The 18,286-nt window shown below is 66.1% G+C and carries 16 protein-coding genes; 6 read left to right on the top strand and 10 right to left on the bottom strand.

Going from position 1 to position 18,286, the window contains the following annotated elements; translation table 11 throughout:
- Positions 1-12: 12 nt before the first annotated feature.
- From hslU to gshB, 9 genes are all read right to left on the bottom strand, one after another.
- A complete protein-coding gene (hslU, locus tag CKW37_RS11745; protein WP_095155852.1) occupies positions 13-1,347 on the bottom strand; it encodes an ATP-dependent protease ATPase subunit HslU in 1,335 nt (444 codons plus the stop codon).
- Between the two features lie 75 nt (positions 1,348-1,422).
- Complete coding sequence (gene hslV / locus CKW37_RS11750; RefSeq protein WP_095155853.1) at positions 1,423-1,953, bottom strand: ATP-dependent protease subunit HslV; 531 nt, start codon at positions 1,951-1,953, stop codon at positions 1,423-1,425.
- A 230-nt stretch (positions 1,954-2,183) separates the two neighbouring features.
- The gene (locus CKW37_RS11755) at positions 2,184-3,455 is read right to left on the bottom strand and encodes a dihydroorotase (RefSeq protein WP_095155854.1); all 1,272 of its coding nucleotides are present in this window, start codon (positions 3,453-3,455) and stop codon (positions 2,184-2,186) included.
- Positions 3,452-4,456, bottom strand: coding sequence for an aspartate carbamoyltransferase catalytic subunit (locus CKW37_RS11760; protein ID WP_095155855.1), 1,005 nt, complete (start codon positions 4,454-4,456; stop codon positions 3,452-3,454). Before CKW37_RS11760 ends, CKW37_RS11755 begins: the two co-directional genes overlap by 4 nt.
- 12 nt (positions 4,457-4,468) lie before the next feature.
- On the bottom strand, positions 4,469-4,987 hold the full coding sequence (gene pyrR / locus CKW37_RS11765) for a bifunctional pyr operon transcriptional regulator/uracil phosphoribosyltransferase PyrR (RefSeq protein WP_095155856.1): 519 nt from the start codon (positions 4,985-4,987) through the stop codon (positions 4,469-4,471).
- Between the two features lie 48 nt (positions 4,988-5,035).
- Positions 5,036-5,470: a Holliday junction resolvase RuvX gene (gene ruvX / locus CKW37_RS11770; RefSeq protein WP_095155857.1), complete on the bottom strand. Its 435-nt coding sequence runs from the start codon at positions 5,468-5,470 to the stop codon at positions 5,036-5,038.
- Positions 5,470-6,039 carry a YqgE/AlgH family protein gene (locus CKW37_RS11775; RefSeq protein ID WP_095155858.1) on the bottom strand — a complete coding sequence of 190 codons (570 nt, stop codon included), beginning with the start codon at positions 6,037-6,039 and terminating at the stop codon, positions 5,470-5,472. Before CKW37_RS11775 ends, ruvX begins: the two co-directional genes overlap by 1 nt.
- A 51-nt stretch (positions 6,040-6,090) precedes the next feature.
- Complete coding sequence (locus CKW37_RS11780; protein ID WP_095156109.1) at positions 6,091-6,993, bottom strand: energy transducer TonB; 903 nt, start codon at positions 6,991-6,993, stop codon at positions 6,091-6,093.
- 99 nt (positions 6,994-7,092) lie between these two features.
- Positions 7,093-8,046, bottom strand: coding sequence for a glutathione synthase (gene gshB, locus CKW37_RS11785; protein ID WP_095155859.1), 954 nt, complete (start codon positions 8,044-8,046; stop codon positions 7,093-7,095).
- 207 nt (positions 8,047-8,253) lie between these two features.
- Between gshB and pilG the strand changes: the two genes are divergently transcribed.
- Genes pilG through CKW37_RS11815 form a run of 6 tightly spaced genes read left to right on the top strand, consistent with a single transcriptional unit; the run spans position 8,254 to position 17,492 of the window.
- Complete coding sequence (pilG, locus tag CKW37_RS11790; protein ID WP_095155860.1) at positions 8,254-8,664, top strand: twitching motility response regulator PilG; 411 nt, start codon at positions 8,254-8,256, stop codon at positions 8,662-8,664.
- A 47-nt stretch (positions 8,665-8,711) separates the two neighbouring features.
- Entirely contained in the window at positions 8,712-9,077 is a 366-nt protein-coding gene (gene pilH, locus CKW37_RS11795) for a twitching motility response regulator PilH (RefSeq protein ID WP_095156110.1), read from the top strand.
- Positions 9,078-9,088: 11 nt separating this feature from the next.
- Entirely contained in the window at positions 9,089-9,628 is a 540-nt protein-coding gene (locus CKW37_RS11800; protein WP_095155861.1) for a chemotaxis protein CheW, read from the top strand.
- 15 nt (positions 9,629-9,643) lie between these two features.
- Complete coding sequence (locus CKW37_RS11805) at positions 9,644-11,692, top strand: methyl-accepting chemotaxis protein (protein WP_095155862.1); 2,049 nt, start codon at positions 9,644-9,646, stop codon at positions 11,690-11,692.
- 36 nt (positions 11,693-11,728) lie between these two features.
- A complete protein-coding gene (locus CKW37_RS11810) occupies positions 11,729-17,041 on the top strand; it encodes an Hpt domain-containing protein (protein ID WP_095155863.1) in 5,313 nt (1,770 codons plus the stop codon).
- Entirely contained in the window at positions 17,034-17,492 is a 459-nt protein-coding gene (locus tag CKW37_RS11815; protein WP_095155864.1) for a chemotaxis protein CheW, read from the top strand. Before CKW37_RS11810 ends, CKW37_RS11815 begins: the two co-directional genes overlap by 8 nt.
- Here the strand turns inward: CKW37_RS11815 and CKW37_RS11820 are convergent.
- Complete coding sequence (locus CKW37_RS11820) at positions 17,489-18,208, bottom strand: 16S rRNA (uracil(1498)-N(3))-methyltransferase (protein WP_095155865.1); 720 nt, start codon at positions 18,206-18,208, stop codon at positions 17,489-17,491. The genes CKW37_RS11815 and CKW37_RS11820 overlap by 4 nt on opposite strands.
- Positions 18,209-18,286 lie beyond the last annotated feature (78 nt).

Raw genomic sequence — 18,286 nt, forward strand, 5'->3', positions numbered from 1 at the left:
GCGCGACGGCCCTTAGAGGATGTAGCGCGACAGGTCTTCGTTCTGCGCCAGCTCGCCGAGGTGGCTGTTGACGTACTCGGCGTCGATGCGGATCGGCGCTTCGCTGTGGGCGCTGGCCAGGTCGCCGGCGCTGAACGACACCTCTTCGAGCAGACGCTCAAGCAGGGTGTGCAGGCGACGGGCACCGATGTTCTCGGTCTTCTCGTTGACCTGCCAGGCGATCTCGGCCAGGCGCTTGATGCCTTCGGCGGCGAACTCGATGTTCAGGCCTTCGGTCTTCAGCAACTCGCGGTACTGCTCGGTGAGCGAGGCGTGCGGTTCGCTGAGGATGCGCTCGAAGTCTTCCGGGGTCAGCGCCTTGAGTTCGACGCGGATCGGCAGACGGCCTTGCAACTCGGGCACCAGATCGCTCGGCTTGCTCAGGTGGAAAGCGCCGGAAGCGATGAACAGGATGTGGTCGGTCTTGACCATGCCCAGCTTGGTGTTGACGGTGCAGCCCTCGATCAGCGGCAGCAGGTCGCGCTGCACGCCTTCGCGGGACACATCGGCGCCGCCGACGTTGCCGCGCTTGGCCACCTTGTCGATTTCGTCGATGAACACGATGCCGTGCTGCTCGACCGCTTCGAGAGCCTTGGCCTTGAGTTCTTCCTCGTTGACCAGGCGCCCGGCTTCTTCGTCACGCACCAGCTTGAGCGCTTCCTTGACCTTGAGCTTGCGGTTCTTGCGCTTGCCCTTGCCCATGTTGGCGAACAGGCTCTGCAACTGGTTGGTCATCTCTTCCATGCCCGGTGGGGCGGAAATATCGACGCCAGCGGACTCGGCAACTTCGATCTCGATTTCCTTGTCGTCCAGCTGGCCTTCGCGCAGGCGCTTGCGGAACAACTGGCGGGTGTTCGAATCGGCTGGCGCCGGATCATCGTTGAAGCCGGCACGGGCCGGAGGCAGCAGGGCGTCGAGGATACGGTCTTCGGCGGCGTCTTCGGCGCGGTGGCGCACGCGAATGATTTCCTGCTCGCGGAGCATCTTGATCGCGGCATCGGCGAGGTCACGGATGATCGACTCGACGTCGCGGCCGACATAGCCGACTTCGGTGAACTTGGTCGCTTCGACCTTGATGAACGGCGCATTGGCCAGCTTGGCCAGGCGACGGGCGATTTCGGTCTTGCCGACGCCGGTCGGGCCGATCATCAGGATGTTTTTCGGGGTCACTTCGACGCGCAGTTCGGCGGGCAGTTGCATGCGCCGCCAGCGGTTGCGCAGGGCGATGGCGACGGCGCGCTTGGCGTCGCCCTGGCCGATGATGTGGCGGTTGAGTTCGTGAACGATCTCGCGGGGGGTCATGGACATGGTAGTGGTCGTCCCTTGGCGGTGAAATCAGCGTGGAAAAGCCCGGTGGTCGTCACCGGGCGCCAGAACAACTGATTACTCGGCCAGGTCCTGCTCCTCGATGGTCAGGTTGTGGTTGGTGAACACGCAGATGTCACCGGCGATATTCAGGGCGGTCTCGGTGATTTCCCGGGCCGACAGATCGGTCTTGTTCAGCAGGGCGCGGGCCGCGGCCTGGGCGAAGCCGCCACCGGAGCCCATGGCGATCAGGCCGTCCTCGGGTTCGACCACGTCACCGTTGCCGGTGATGATCAACGAGGCGTCCTTGTTGGCGACCGCGAGCATGGCTTCCAGGCGGCTCAGGGAACGGTCGGTACGCCATTCCTTGGCCAGCTCGACGGCGGCGCGAATCAGGTGACCCTGGTGTTTTTCCAGTTGGCCTTCGAAGCGTTCGAACAGGGTGAAGGCGTCGGCGGTGGCGCCGGCGAAACCGGCGATGACCTGGCCGTGGTACAGGCGGCGCACCTTCTTGGCGTTGCCTTTCATCACGGTGTTGCCGAGGGAAACCTGGCCGTCGCCGCCCATGACGACTTTGCCGTGGCGACGAACTGAAACGATGGTGGTCAAGGGAGAGTCTCCACGCAGCGGGGCGAAAATGCCTGTGCAGACTCATATGGGGGTGGGGGGAAATATTTCAACCGTGGGAGACGGGCGGTTGGACCTTGGTCGCACTTCGTGCTTCGCACAAACCCCGTAGGAGCGAGCTTGCTCGCGATAGCGTTCGCGCTGGCAAAGATGCCGGCACGCTGACGCCATCGCGAGCAAGCTCGCTCCTACAGGGGGGGGGGAGGGGGCAATCAGCCTTCGTGGCTGATATGCCCATCCACCACGGTGAAGCGCACCGCGCCCGGCAGGCAGTGGCCGATGAACGGGCAGTTGTCGCCTTTGGAGCGCCATTGCTCGCCCGCCACGGTGGAGGCTTGCGGGTCGAACAGCACCAGGTCCGCAGCCGCGCCGACGCGCAGTTCGCCCGCCGGCAGGCGCAGCGCTGCGGCAGGACCAGCGGACAGACGCTGGAGCAAGGTCGGCAGGTCGAGCAGGCCGTCTTCCACCAGGGTCATGGCCAGCGGCAGCAGCAGTTCGACGCTGCTGATGCCCGGTTCGGTGGCGCCGAACGGCGCCAGCTTGGCGTCGCGCTCATGGGGCTGGTGATGGCTGGAAATCGCCTGGATCACCCCGGACTTCACCGCTTCGCGCAGGCCGTCGCGGTCGGCGCGGGTGCGCAGCGGCGGTTGCACGTGGTACAGGCTGGAGAAGTCCACCAGCGCTTCGTCGGTGAGGATCAACTGGTACAGGGCGACATCGGCGGTCACCGGCAGACCGCGGGCCTGGGCCTGGGCGATCAGTTGGGCGCCGCGGGCGCTGGTCAGTTGGCTGAAGTGCGCGCGCACGCCGGTTTGTTCCACCAGCAGCAGGTCGCGGGCGAGGGCCACGGTCTCGGCGGTTTCCGGGATGCCCGGCAGGCCGAGGAAGCTGGCCATCGCGCCTTCGTGCGCCAGGCCGCCGTGGGCCAGGTCGCGGTCCTGGGAGTGGAAGATCACGGTCAGGTCGAAGGTGGCCGCATATTCCAGCGCCCGGCACAGGGTGCGGGTGTTGCGGAAACTTTCCAGGCCATTGCCGAAGGCGACGCAACCGGTGTCGCGCAGGGCCACCAGTTCGGCCAGTTGCTCGCCTTCCAGGCCTTTGCTCAGGGCGCCGATCGGGAACACCTTGGCGTGGCCGGCTTCGCGGGCGCGGTCGAGGATCAGCTCGGCGACCGCCGAGGTGTCCAGCACCGGTTTGGTGCGCGGCGGGCAGCACAGGCTGGTGACGCCACCGGCGGCGGCGGCGCGGGTTTCGCTGGCGATGGTGCCCTTGCGGCTGTAGCCGGGCTCGCGCAGCGAGACGCTGAGGTCGACCAGGCCAGGCGCGGCGACCAGGCCCTTGGCGTCGAGGCTGCGGGCAGCGCTGAAGCCGGCCGGGGCGGCACCGATGGCAACCACCTTGCCGCCATCGATGTGCAGGTCGGTGACCTGGTCCAGGCCGCTGTTGGGGTCGATGACCCGGGCGCCGAGGATACTGAGGGTCACTGGGCGTTCTCCTGCTCGAATTGACGTTGGGCGTTCTGCCCGCTCATGGCCATGGACAGCACCGCCATGCGGACGGCGATGCCGTAGGTAACCTGGTTGAGGATCACCGAATGGGCGCCGTCGGCCACCGCCGACTCGATTTCCACGCCGCGGTTGATCGGGCCGGGGTGCATGACGATGGCGTCCGGCTTGGCGCCGGCCAGGCGCGCGGTGGTCAGGCCGAACAGGCGGTAGAACTCGCCTTCGCTGGGCAGCAGGCCGCCGGCCATGCGCTCACGCTGCAGGCGCAGCATGATCACCACGTCGACGTCCTTCAGGCCTTCTTCAAGGTTGGTGTAGACCTTCACGCCGTACTGCTCGATACCGATCGGCAGCAGGGTTTTCGGGCCGATCACGCGGATGTCCGGGCAACCGAGGGTCTTCAGCGCGAGCATGTTCGAACGCGCCACCCGCGAGTGCAGGATATCGCCGACGATGGCCACCGACAGGTTTTCGAAGCCGCCCTTGTGCCGACGAATGGTCAGCATGTCGAGCATGCCCTGGGTCGGGTGGGCGTGGCGGCCGTCACCGCCGTTGATGATCGCCACTTCCGGGCAGACGTGCTCGGCGATGAAGTGCGCCGCGCCGGAGTCGCCGTGGCGGACCACGAACATGTCGGCGGCCATCGCTTCGAGGTTGCGCAGGGTGTCGAACAGGGTTTCGCCCTTGCTGGTCGAGGAGGTCGACACGTTCAGGGTGATCACGTCCGCCGACAACCGCTGGGCGGCCAGTTCGAAGGTGGTGCGGGTGCGGGTGGAGTTCTCGAAGAACACGTTGCAGACGGTCTTGCCGCGCAGCAACGGGACTTTTTTCACCGCCCGGGCGCCGACTTCGAGGAACGAGTCGGCGGTGTCGAGGATTTCGGTGAGCAGCTCGCGGGGCAGGCCGTCGAGCGAGAGGAAGTGGCGTAGCTGGCCCTGGTCATTGAGCTGCAGCGGGCGCTTGGCGTCGAGTGGCGTCATCGCGGGGGACTCTTAAAGGGCGGAAGCGGAAGCGAGGTCCTGGCGCTCGAGGACGAGCGGCGCGGGGCCGAGCAATTTTACCCGTTCATGGGCGGCCAGCGACAGGGTGGCGCCGACCACGTTCGGCCGGATCGGCAGTTCGCCGGCGTCCAGGTCGAGCAGGCAGACCAGGGTCACGCTGGCCGGGCGGCCATAGTCGAACAATTCGTTGAGGGCGGCGCGGATGGTCCGGCCGCTCATCAGCACGTCGTCCACCAGCACCAGGTGCTGGCCTTCGATCTCGAACGGCAGCTCGGACGGGCGCACCTGCGGGTGCAGGCCGTTCTGGCTGAAGTCGTCGCGGTAGAACGAAACATCGAGGGTGCCGAGGGCGGCGTCGCTGCCCAGCTCGTCCAGCAGCGCCTTGGCTACCCAGACGCCACCGGTACGGATACCGATGTAGCGGGGTTCGGCGATGTTGCGGCGGCTCAGATGGGCGCGAAGGTCAACGGCCATCTGCCGGATCAGTTCGGCGGGATTGGGTAGGCTCATGCGTGCTCCTCAAATGGCCGGGGCAGAGGGCTGGCCCGGCTTGATACGTTACGACTGCGCGGGATTGGCCTCCAGCCAGCCTTGCAGCAGCAGGGCGGCGGCGATGGCATCGACCGGGTTGTCGCGATAACTGCCGCGCTGGCCACCACGGGCCATGCGCTCGCCCTTGGCCTCGAAGGTGGTCAGGCGTTCGTCGTGGGTGTGTACCGGCAGGTTGAAGCGGCCGTTCAGGCGGCGGGCGAACTTTTCGGCGCGCGCGCTCATTTCGCTGGGCGTGCCGTCCATGTTCAGCGGCAGGCCGACCACCAGGGCGTCGGGCTGCCATTCCTTGATCAGTTTTTCGATCTGGCTCCAGTCCGGCACGCCGTTCTGCGCCTTCAGCGTGCACAGTTCGCGGGCCTGGCCGGTGATCATCTGGCCGACGGCGACGCCGATCTGCTTGCTGCCGTAGTCGAAACCCAGCAGCAGACGAAGTTCGGCCATCAGGCGTGCCCCGCCTGGCTGGTGAGCAGGTGCAGGTTGATGCCGAGCTGCGCGGCGGCGGCGTCGAGGCGCAGCTCGCAGGCGATGCCAAAGAGGATTTCGGGGTCGAACGGGCAATTCAGCCAGGCGTTGTCGGCCAGTTCCGCTTCCAGTTGCCCGGCTTCCCAGCCGGCGTAGCCGAGGGTGATCAGGCTCTGGCGCGGGCCGCTGCCGTCGGCGATGGCAAACAGCACATCTTGCGAGGTGGACAGCGACAGGCCGTCGAGTTCGATGGTGGCCTGATACGACTTCTCACTGGTGTGCAGCACAAAACCGCGGTCGGTCTGGACCGGGCCGCCGATGTAGATCGGCACGTTCGCGCTGGCGGGCGATGGCTCGACCTCCGGCTGCAACTGCTCGAGGATATCGGCCAGGGTCAGCTCCTGCGGACGGTTGATCACCAGGCCCATGGCACCGTTGGCGTTGTGCTCGACGATGTAGGTCAGGGTCTGCGCGAAATTCGGGTCCGCCATGTGCGGCATGGCGATCAGGAACTGGTGCTTGAGGTAAGTCGGGCTGAGGTTTTTCATAGCTATGTAGTGTGGCGGCGAGGCGTCGGACTGACAAGCCGCGCCACGGCCTTAATTGCTCGACAGGCGGTCGCCACGGGCGAAGCGCCAGGTGCGGATGATTTCCAGCCGGTCGATGTCGTTCAGGTCGCCGGTGAACGGCGCAAAAGGCGCCGCCAGGCGGACGATGCGCTGTGCCGCCTGGTCCAGCAGCGGCTGGCCGGACGACTCCAGCACCAGCACCTCGTAGAGCGAGCCGTCGCGGTTGATCGACACCATCAGCCGCAGGCTGCCGTAGATCTGCTGGCGGCGGGCTTCGTCGGGGTAATTCAGGTTGCCGATGCGCTCGACCTTCTTGCGCCACTCGTCCTTGTACCAGGCGCCCTTGTCGCGCATGGTCGAGGCGGCGCTGATGCGGTGGATACGCGGGCGCTTGGCATAGAGCTGTTGTTCATTGGCCAGTTCAGCTTCGAGGCTGGCGATCTGGTCGGATAGCTGCGAGCTGTCGAAGTCCGGGGTGGTGGCCTTGGGCGCCTGCTGGGGCTTGGCTTCCTTGGGGGTGTTCTGGACTTTCTGCGGCTTCGGCGCGACGGTGGTGACCACGGCCTTGGCCGGCGGCGGCGGGACATCTTCCTGGCGCGATACCGGCGGCGGGGTGACCTTGTTCACCTTGCTGTCCTGGAACGGCGCCACCTCGGTGGTCTTCGGCACCTCGGCCTTGTCCAGCGTGCCGGCGCCCTGCTGGTTTTCCTGGGCGAGGAAATCAGCTTTTTTCGGCGCCACTTCGCTCTTGAAGGTCGCCAGGGTGATTTCCATGGTCCGGCGGATTTCTTCGGGCTTGGCGAAGGTGAAACTCACCCCGAGGATCAGCGCCAGGTGCAGCAGGGCGGCCACGAACAGGGTAAAACCCAGGCGGTCCGCCGCGCGAACGCGGGGCGGGGCAAAGTCGGCGGGGAGCTCGGCGGGAAGCGTCATCGATAGTCCAGCAGCCGGGATGAACCGGCGGAGCAGGGTGCCCAGGTCGTGAAAGACCGGCATGATAACCCACTCCGTACGGTTTCCCCTTGTCGTCGGTCAGCGTGCCTTGAGCTTGCGATCGATGGCGTCCATCAGTTGCGCGCCGATCTTGGTGCCGTAGGCGTTGTCGATTTCGCGAATGCAGGTCGGGCTGGTGACGTTGATTTCAGTGAGGTGCTCGCCGATCACATCGAGGCCAACGAACAGCAGGCCTTTTTCGCGCAGGGTCGGGCCGACCTGGGCGGCGATCCAGCGGTCGCGCTCGGTCAGTTCGCGGGCTTCGCCGCGACCGCCGGCAGCCAGGTTGCCGCGGGTTTCGCCGCTGGCCGGGATGCGCGCCAGGCAGTACGGCACCGGTTCGCCGTCGATCATCAGGATGCGCTTGTCGCCGTCCTTGATTGCCGGCAGGTAGGCCTGGCCCATGATCTGCTGGGTGCCGTGCAGGGTCAGGGTTTCAAGAATGACCGAGAGGTTCGGGTCGCCGGCGCGGTGGCGGAAGATCGAAGCACCGCCCATGCCGTCCAGCGGCTTGAGGATGACGTCGCCATGCAGGGCCGCGAATTCGCGCAGGATGTCCGGACGGCGGCTGACCACGGTGGGCGGCGTGCAGTGCGGGAACAGCGTGGCGAACAGCTTTTCGTTGCAGTCGCGCAGGCTCTGCGGACGGTTGACCACCAGCACGCCGGCGGCTTCGGCCTGCTCCAGCAGGTAGGTGCTGTAGACGAACTCCATGTCGAACGGCGGATCCTTGCGCATCAGGATCACGTCGAGGTCGCTCAGCGGGGCGTCTTGCTCGGCGTCCAGTTCGAACCAGCGGGCAGGGTCGGCGAAGACCTTCAGCGGGCGCATCCGGCCGCGGGCCACGCCCTGGTTCTGGTAGAGATCCTGCTGTTCCATGTAGAACAGGCTCCAGCCGCGCTCCTGGGCAGCGAGCAGCATGGCCAGCGAGCTGTCCTTCTTGTAGGAGATGGACGCGATGGGGTCCATGACAATGCCGAGGCGAACGCTCATCGGGGAATTTCCTCTCGGCGGCGCGGGGCCGCGGTAGCTCGAATGAAAAGTGGCGTCAGGGTGGCGCTCGCAAGGCTGGCGGTCAAGGGAAAAACGCGGCCAGGCCGGGCCCTGCCCCGGCTCGATGGAATGCACCCCATGAGTGTGCTAAAAATGCGTGGCAGGTGGCCGGCATGGCGCTACTTATCAGGTAACGGTAGAGCGAATATGGTTCAGCCCGACACGGCATTGAAGGTGATGGTGATCGACGACTCCAAGACGATTCGTCGCACCGCGGAAATGCTGCTCAGTGAAGCAGGGTGTGAGGTCATCACGGCAATCGACGGTTTCGATGCCCTGGCCAAGATCGTCGACCACCGTCCCGGCATCATCTTCGTCGATGTGCTGATGCCGCGCCTGGACGGCTACCAGACCTGCGCGCTGGTCAAGCACAACAGCGCGTTCAAGGATATTCCGGTGATCATGCTGTCGTCCCGCGACGGCCTGTTCGACAAGGCCCGGGGCCGGATCGTCGGCTCGGATCAGTTCCTCACCAAACCGTTCAGCAAGGAAGAACTGCTGGAAGCGATCCGCGCCCACGTGCCCGGTTTCGCCGCAGAAGAACAACACGCACCCTGACGCCACGGCCAAGGCCGCTGGCGTCTTTTCCTTTCATGGGGAACAGCATGGCCCGAATTCTGATCGTCGATGACTCGCCGACTGAAATGTACAAACTCACCGAAATGCTCGAAAAAAACGGGCACACGGTGCTCAAGGCGGAAAATGGCGCCAATGGCGTTGCCCTGGCGGTCCAGGAAAAGCCCGACGCGGTGCTGATGGACATCGTCATGCCCGGCGTGAACGGTTTTCAGGCCACCCGGCAACTGAGCAAGAACCCGGAAACCTCACACATTCCCATCATCATCGTCACCACCAAGGACCAGGAAACCGACAAGGTCTGGGGCAAGCGCCAGGGCGCCAGTGATTATCTGGTCAAGCCGGTGGATGAAGATGCCCTGATCAAGGTGCTCGACGGCGTTCTCAAGGGTTGAGCCGCGGGGCCATGGGCGAATCGCTGACGGCGTTCGAGCTGCTGCTGGACATCGACCGGCGCTGCCGCCTGCTGGCTGCCGACCTGCCGTTGCAGGAAACCCGCCTGCAATCCTGGAGCGGGATTGGTTTTCGTCTTGGCGGGCATTGTTTCGTTGCGCCGATGGGCGAGGTCGCCGAAGTGCTGCAGGCGCCCCGCCTGAGCCGCATCCCCGGGGTCAAACCGTGGGTCGCCGGGGTGACCAACCTGCGCGGACGCTTGCTGCCGGTGACTGACCTCTGCGGTTTTCTTGGCCTGGAGCCCGCGGTGACGCGCAAGCAGCGCCGGGTGCTGGTGCTGGACCATGAAGAGCTGTTCACTGGCCTGCTGGTCGACGAAGTGCTCGGCCTGCAGCATTTCGCCCTCAACAGCCTGGAGCTGTCGCCACCCTCGCCGCTGTTGACCGGCGCCGCGCCGTTCGTCCAGGGGCATTTCCAGCGTGAGCACTGCTGGGGGATTTTCAGCCCGTTCGCCCTGGCCCAGGCGCCCGGTTTTCTCGATGTCGCGCTGTAAAGGAATGCCAGACCCGTGACCCAATTCAGACCCGCCAGCGCAGTCAAAGGCTCTCGCAGCAGCGCACAGATCGCCGCACTGTTCGTCGTGCTGATCCTGTCGATCATCCTGCTGTTCGCCAACTTCGCCTACCTCAACACCCAGGCCAACCACGACAAGCAGTACATCGGTCACGCCGGCGAACTGCGGGTGCTGTCCCAGCGCATCGCCAAGAACGCCACCGAGGCTGCGGCCGGCAAGACCGTGGCCTTCCGCCTGCTGAGCGAGGCGCGCAATGACTTCGAACAGCGCTGGGGCTACCTGAAGAAGGGCGATTCGAGCACCGGCCTGCCGTCGGCGCCGCCGGCGGTGCGTGCCGAGATGGACGCGGTGCAGCGCGACTGGGAAAACCTGCGCAAATACACCGACACCATCCTCGCCAGCGAGCAGACCGTGCTTTCCCTGCATCAGGTCGCCGCGACCCTGGCCGAAACCGTGCCGCAGTTGCAGGTCGAGTACGAGAAGGTCGTGGAAATCCTCTTGCAGAGTGGCGCGCCGGCCAATCAGGTGGCGGTGGCCCAGCGTCAGGCGCTGCTGGCCGAGCGCATCCTGGGTTCGGTCAACACCGTACTGGCCGGCGACGAAACCTCGGTGCAGGCCGCCGATGCCTTTGGCCGCGACGCCAACCGCTTCGGCCAGGTGCTGGAAGGCATGCTCGGCGGCAACTCGACCATCCAGATCACCCGTGTCGAAGACCCCGACGCCCGCGCCCGCCTCGGTGAAATCGCCGAGCTGTTCCAGTTTGTCGCGGGCTCGGTGGACGAAATCCTCGAAACCTCGCCGGAGCTGTTCCGCGTGCGGGAAGCCGCCGGCAATATCTTCAGTCTCTCGCAGACCCTGCTGGACGAAGCCTCGCGCCTGGCCAGCGGTTTCGAAAACCTCGCTGGCGGGCGCACCCTGGATACCGTTGGCGGCTACGTGCTGGGCTTGCTGGCGCTGGCCTCGATCATCCTGATCGGCTCGGTGATGGTCCGCGAGACCAACCGCCAGTTGACCGAAACCGCCGAGAAGAACGAACGCAACCAGCAGGCGATCATGCGCCTGCTGGACGAAATCGAAGACCTCGCCGATGGCGACCTGACCGTCACCGCCTCTGTCACCGAGGACTTCACCGGCGCCATTGCCGACTCGATCAACTATTCCATCGACCAGCTTCGCGACCTGGTGGCGACCATCAACCTCAGCGCCGAGGAAGTCGCCAGCGCCGTCGAAGACACCCAGACCACCGCGCACCAGCTCGCCAAGGCCTCCGAACACCAGGCGCAGCAGATCGCCGATGCGTCGATGGCGGTGGGCGACATGGCCGAATCCATCGACCGGGTGTCCGGGCATGCCTACGAGTCGGCCAAGGTGGCCGAGCGCTCGGTTGCCATTGCCAACAAGGGCAACGAGGTGGTGCACAACACCATCCACGGCATGGACAACATTCGCGAGCAGATCCAGGACACCGCCAAGCGGATCAAGCGTCTTGGCGAGTCTTCCCAGGAAATCGGCGACATCGTCAACCTGATCGACGACATTGCCGACCAGACCAACATCCTCGCCCTCAACGCGGCGATCCAGGCGTCCATGGCCGGTGAGGCCGGGCGCGGGTTTGCCGTGGTGGCCGACGAAGTGCAGCGGCTGGCCGAGCGCTCATCGTCGGCGACCCGACAGATTGAGGCGCTGGTGCGGGCGATCCAGGTCGATACCAACGAAGCGGTCATCTCCATGGAGCAGACTACCGCCGAGGTGGTGCGCGGCGCGCGCCTGGCACAGGATGCCGGCGTGGCCCTGGCCGAGATCGAAGGCGTGTCGCAGACCCTCGCCGAGCTGATCCACAGCATTTCCGACGCGGCGCAGTTGCAGACCTCCTCGGCCGGACAGATCTCCCACACCATGGCGATCATCCAGCAGATCACCTCGCAGACCTCGTCCGGCTCGACCGCCACCGCCGAAAGCATCGGCAACCTGGCGCGGATGGCCAGCGAAATGCGTCGCTCGGTTTCGGGCTTCACCCTGCCACCGGCACCGGAGTCGCGCTGATCCGGCGCGTGGGCATTATTGGCAACGGGAGTGGGTATGGCTGACCGGCAAGATTTCGTCGCCCTGGCGTGGACCAAGGGGGCGATTGACGAGAGCCTCGGGCAGGCGCGGCAGGCGCTGGACCACTTCGCCGGCAATTCGGGTGAGGCGCAGGAACTGAGCGGCTTCATCGACAGCCTGCACCAGGTGCACGGCTGCCTGGTGATGCTCGAGCTCAAGGGCGCGGCGCTGCTCGCCGAAGAAATGGAACTGCTCGCCAGAGCCTTGGGCGAGGGCCGCGTGCCCGCCCGTGGTGAAGCGCAGGGCATGCTGTTTCGTGCGCTGAGCCAGTTGCCGTTGTACCTGGACCGCCTGCGCGGCGCCCGCCGCGATTTGCCGTTGCTGGCGCTACCGCTGCTCAATCAGTTGCGCGCGGCCCGGGGTGCCGAGGCCGTTGGCGAGGGCGCCCTGGGCGTGATCCCCGCGCCGGCGGCCGGCGACAGCCTGGAACTGTCGCTCGATGCCCTGCAAGGCCAGTTGCCGACGATGCCCGACCGCGATGCGCTGCGTTCGGTGGTGGCGGCGGTGCGCGAAGACCTGATCCGCATCAAGGAGCGCCTTGACCAGTTCGTTCGCGGCGACCGCGAGCAGCTTTCGGAACTCGACGCCCTGCTCGCGCCGCTGCGGCAGATGGCCGACACCTTGGCGGTGCTGGGCTTCGGCCAGCCGCGCCGGGTGATTCTCGATCAGGTTGCCGTTTTGCAAGGTGTGGTTCAGGGCCAACGGGCGCTGGAAGACGCGCTGCTGATGGACGTGGCCGGCGCGCTGCAGTACGCCGAAGCGACGTTGGGCGGCATGGTCGGCTCCCTCGAATCCTTGAATCAGACGCCGCCGCCCGGCACCGACCTCACGGAAATCCGCCAACTGGTGCTGGATGAAGCACACGGCGTGCTGTTGCAGGCCCGCGATCTGATTGCCGATTGCCTTGAAGCCGGTTGGGAGCGCCAGCGCCTGCAGCCGCTTCCCGACCTGCTGGTGCAGATTCGTGGCGCCCTGGCGATGCTGATGCTGCCGCGACCCGCTGCGCTGGTGCAGCGCTGCACCGACTACCTCCAGGCCCACGTGCTGCAGGCCGAATCGTTGCCCGGCAGTGTGGAACTGGACCATCTGGCCGATGTGATCGCCAGCCTCGAATGCTACCTGCAAGCCATGAGCATCGACCTGCAAGCCGAGGTCGATCCGCTGCTGGAGCGCGCCGGCAACGCCCTGGCTGCGCTGGGCTTCGCGGCGCCGACGGCGCCGGTGGCGGAACCCCTCGTGGTGGTTGCCGCACCGTTGCCGGTGGATGACGAACTGCGCGAAGTCTTCCTCGAAGAAGCCGAGGAAGTGCTGCAACAACTGGACGAGCATTGGCAGCAATGGCGCGGCGAGGGCCATCCCCGCGAAGCGCTGGTGGAACTGCGCCGCGGCTTCCACACGCTCAAGGGCAGCGGGCGCATGGTGCGCGCGCAGGTCCTGGCGGAGCTGGCCTGGGGCACCGAGCACCTGCTCAACCGCATGCTCGAAGGCCGCGTCAGCAGCAGTGACGAGGTGCTCAAGGCGATCGAACAGGTGCTCACCTTGATGCCGCCGCTGGTGGCCGAGTTCGGCAGCGGCGAGGAACACGCTCACGCGCGGGTCGAGCACCTGGCCGGCCATCTTCATGCGTTGGCGATGAATGACCCGGTGACGGGCGGCGAGAAGTCGGACGCCCTCGACCCGCAACTGCTGGAGATTTTCCGCAACGAGGCCCAGGCCCACCTGGCCAGCCTCGACGCGTTTCTTGAAGGCGCCGAATTGCACCTGCCGGCGCCGGTCAGCGACGATCTGCAGCGCGCTTTGCACACACTGAAGGGCAGCGCAGCGATGGCCGGGGTGACCCCGATCGCCGAACTGGCCACCGCGCTGGACTTGCTGGCGCGGGAGTTCAAGGCCCATCAACTGGGCTTCGACCTCGATGAAATCTACCTGCTGCAAATGGCCGAGCCGCTGATGCGCCGCGGTCTGGAGCAACTGGGCAGCACGCCGCTGGCGCCGATCAAGGGCGCCGACATCCTGATCGAACAGGTCGATCAGGTGGTCAGCGCACGGCTGCAGGCGCTGCTTGATTCGCCGAGCGATCAGTTGCGGATCAAGCGCGATCCGCAACTGATCGCCAGCTTCCTTAATCAGGGCATGGATATCCTGCTGGATGCCGAGTCGTTGTTGCAGCGCTGGCAAGAGCACCCCGGCGAGCGCCACGAACTCAGCTCGCTGCTCGATGAACTGACCACCCTCGGCCAGAGCGCTCATCTGGCCAACTTGTGGCAGGTCGATGAGCTTTGCGAAGCGCTGCTGGATCTTTACGGTGCGGTGGAAGAGAGCAGCCTGGCGGCCGATGCGCGCTTCTTCGAGGAGGCGCAGCACGCTCATGAAGCGCTGATCGACATGCTCGACCAGATCGCCGCAGGCCAGGAGGTGGAGCCTTGCCCGGAGCGACTGCATGCGCTGCGCGCGCTGTTGGAAGAAGGGCTCGATCCCGGCGCCATGGGCCTGGTGCGCAGCCACGGCGATGGACCGGCGAGCATCGCCGAACTGGGCAGCGTCACCCGCGAACTGACCAGTCAGGCGGATGACAGCGAGCTGGTGGAGCTTTTCCTCGAAGAAGCCATCGACGTCCTCGACAGCGCCGACCAGGCGCTGGCGCGCTGGCTGCAAGACCCGGAAAACGCCTCGGCGCTCTCCTCGTTGCAACGCGACCTGCAAACCCTCAAGGGCGGCGCGCAGATGGCCGGCATCGGCGCGCTGGATGTGCTCGCCCATGAACTGGAATTGCTTTACGAAGGGCTGGTCGACCGACGCTACAGCCCTTCACCGTCGTTGAGCGGTTTATTGCGCGGCAGCCACGCGCTGTTGGCGCGGATGCTGGCGCAAATCAGCCAGGGCCAGCCGCTGGAGTCGGTGGTGGAAACCCTCGCCGGGCTGCGCGAGTTCCGCCACAACGCGGTGCCCCAGACCGGCGCTGCCAAACCCGGCGCGCAGGTGGCGCAGGAAGGCGACAAGGAACTGCTGGAAGTCTTCCTCGAAGAAGGCGTGGATATCGTTGAAAGCGCCGCCGCGGCGCTGACCCGCTGGCAGTCTGAGCCGCGCAACAGCGTCGAAGTGGAAAACCTCCTGCGCGACCTGCACACCCTCAAGGGCGGCGCGCGGATGGTGGAAATCGCGCCCATCGGCGACCTCGCCCACGAACTCGAATTCCTTTACGAACACCTCGCCGCCGGCCAGCTCCAGCCCAGTCCGGCGCTGTTCAGCCTGTTGCAGAACTGCCACGACCGGCTGGCGCACATGCTCGACGCGGTGCGCCTGCAACAGCCGCTGCACGCGGCCACCGCGCTGATCGACTACATCCGCAACTTCAGCAGCGCGGCCCTGAGCGACAGCGCCGCTGCCGCGCCGGGCAACGATGCGACGCCGGCCGAAGCACCGGCCCCGGCGCCAGAGCGCGCGGCGCTGGATGTGGTCAAGGTCAACGCCGAGCTGCTCGACGACCTCGGCAACCTCGCGGCCGAAACCTCCATCGCCCGTGGCCGCCTGGAACAGCAGGTCAACGATGCGCAGGTGGCCCTGAATGAAATGGAAACCACCCTGGAGCGCATGCGCGATCAGTTGCGCCGGCTCGACACCGAAACCCAGGGCGGCATCCTCAGCCGTCTGCAGGCCGAAGGCGATGCGCTGGGCTACGACGACTTCGACCCGCTGGAAATGGACCGCCATTCGCAGCTGCAGCAGTTGTCCCGGGCGCTGTCGGAGTCGGCCTCCGACCTGCTCGATCTGAAAGAAACCCTGACCGTGCGCAACCAGACGGCGCAGGGCCTGTTGCAGCAGCAGGCGCGGGTCAACAGCGAGTTGCAGGAAGGTCTGATGCGCACGCGTATGGTGCCGTTCGAGCGGCTGGTGCCGCGTTTGCAACGGGTGGTGCGCCAGGTTGCCAGCGAGCTGGGCAAGCAGGTCGAACTGGTGGTGGGCAACGCCGAGGGCGAAATGGACCGCAGCGTGCTGGAACGCATGGTCGCGCCGTTGGAACACATGCTGCGCAACGCCGTCGACCACGGCCTGGAAAGCCGCGAAGCGCGGCTGGCGGCGGGAAAGCCGGAGTTGGGGATGATCGCCCTGAACCTGCTGCACGAAGGCGCCGACATCGTTATCGAAATGTTTGACGACGGCGCCGGGGTGCCGCTGGAAGCGGTGCGCACCAAGGCCATCAAGCGTGGCCTGCTGGCGCCGGACAGCGAACTCAGCGATCACGAAGTGATGCAGTTCATCCTGCAGCCTGGTTTTTCCACCGCTGAGAAAATCACCCAGATTTCCGGGCGCGGGCTGGGCATGGACGTGGTCCATGAAGAGGTCAAGCAGCTCGGCGGCTCGATGGTTATCAGCTCGGTGCCCGGCAAGGGCGCGCGTTTCCTGATTCGCCTGCCGTTCACCGTCTCGGTCAACCGCGCGCTGATGGTGCATTGCGGCGAGGAACAGTACGCGCTGCCGCTCAATGCCATCGATGGCGTGGTGCGGGTGCCGCCGGCGGAACTGGAGGCGTGCTACCAGCTCGACCCGCCGCGCTACGAGTACGCCGGGCATCGCTACGAGCTGCGCTACCTCGGCGAGTTGTTGCAAGGCGAGCGACAGCCGCGCCTGCTGGGCCAGAGCCTGCCGTTGCCGGTGCTGCTGGTGCAGGCCCATGACCAGCAGTTCGCGGTGCAGGTGGATAGCCTGTCGGCCAGTCGCGAGATCGTGGTCAAGAGCCTCGGCCCGCAGTTCGCCGCGGTGCAGGGCCTGGCCGGAGCGACGCTGCTGGGCGACGGTCGGGTGGTGTTGATCCTCGATCTGCTGGAACAGTTGCGCGCCTTGCACCTGCGCTTGTCGCGGCAGGCCGACACCACCACGCGCCACGCCAATGTGGCGCTGCTCGGTGGTCCGGCGCGGCCGCTGTTAGTGCTGGTGGTGGACGATTCGGTGACGGTGCGCAAGGTCACCGGACGCCTGCTTGAGCGGCACGGCATGAACGTGCTGACCGCCAAGGACGGTGTCGACGCCATGGCCGTGCTGCAGGAGCACCGGCCCGACGTGCTGCTGCTGGATATCGAAATGCCGCGGATGGACGGCTTCGAAGTGGCGACCCAGGTCCGCCATGACCCGAAACTGAAGAACCTGCCGATCATCATGATCACCTCGCGGACCGGCCAGAAGCACCGCGACCGGGCCATGGCGATCGGCGTCAATGACTACCTGGGCAAGCCGTACCAGGAATCGGTGCTATTGCAGAGCATCGCCCGCTGGAGCCATTCCCATGCTTGAGCAAGGAGCCCGAAACGGCCGTCGCAGCAGCCTGACCGGGCTGTTGTTGCCGTTGAGCGACCGTTGCCTGGTGCTGCCCAACGTGGCGGTGGCCGAACTGATCGGCTACCAGGCCTGCACCCCGGCGCCCGATGAGCCGGCCTGGCTGCTGGGCTGGATCGATTGGCGCAGCCAGCGTCTGCCGCTGCTGAGTTTCGAGGCCGCCTGCGGTGGCCAGACCCAGGTCGGCGAGCGCGCGCGGATCGTCGTGCTCAATGCCCTCGGCGGCGCCCAGCGCAGCTTCTTCGCCTTGCTGGTGCAGGGCATTCCGCGCTCGTGCAAGCTCGACAGCCAGCTCAACTACGTCGACGTGCCGCTCAGCGAACTGGAGCTGGCGGCGGTGCAGGTGGGCGAGCAAGTCGCCCGGGTGCCGGATCTGGTCGGTCTGGAACGGCTGCTGCCGCCCGTTTAGAAATCACCCCAGAGTTGCTGCGCCACCGCCAGCGCCACCACCGGCGCGGTTTCGGTGCGCAGCACCCGTGGGCCGAGGCGTGCGGCGTGGAAGCCGGCGGCCTTGGCCTGATCGACTTCCGCCTCGGACAAACCGCCTTCCGGGCCGATCAGAAACGCCAGGCTGTCCGGCCGGGCATGGCTGACCAGCGGCTCGGCCACCGGGTGCAGGACCAGCTTGAGTTGCTCGTCGCTACTGGCCAGCCATTCGGTCAGGGTGAGCGGCGGGTTGATCCGCGGCACGCTGGAGCGCCCGCACTGTTCACAGGCGCTGATCGCCACCTGGCGCCAGTGGGCCAGGCGCTTGTCGGCGCGTTCGTCTTTCAGGCGCACTTCGCAGCGTTCGCTGACGATCGGCGTGATCACATTGACGCCCAGTTCGGTGGCTTTCTGGATCGCCCAGTCCATCCGCTCGCCACGGGACAGGCCCTGGCCGAGGTGGATGTGCAGCGAGGATTCGGCCTGGCCGGGGAGGGCTTCGGTGAGGCTGACGCGCACGGTTTTCTTGCCGACTTCGAGCAGTTGGCCGAGGTATTCCTGGCCGCTGCCGTCGAACAGTTGCACGGCATCGCCGACGGCCATGCGCAGCACGCGGCCGATGTAGTGGGCCTGGGTTTCAGGTAGATCGTGTTCGCCGAGGCTGAGCGGGGCGTCGATGAAAAAGCGGGAGAGTCTCATGGTCGGGCTCGGTTACAGAATTGAGGTGTCAGGGCCTTCGCGAGCAAGCTCGCTCCTACAAACGATCGGCAAACTGTA

Source organism: Pseudomonas sp. Irchel 3E13 (assembly GCF_900187455.1).
Taxonomy (GTDB): Bacteria; Pseudomonadota; Gammaproteobacteria; order Pseudomonadales; family Pseudomonadaceae; genus Aquipseudomonas.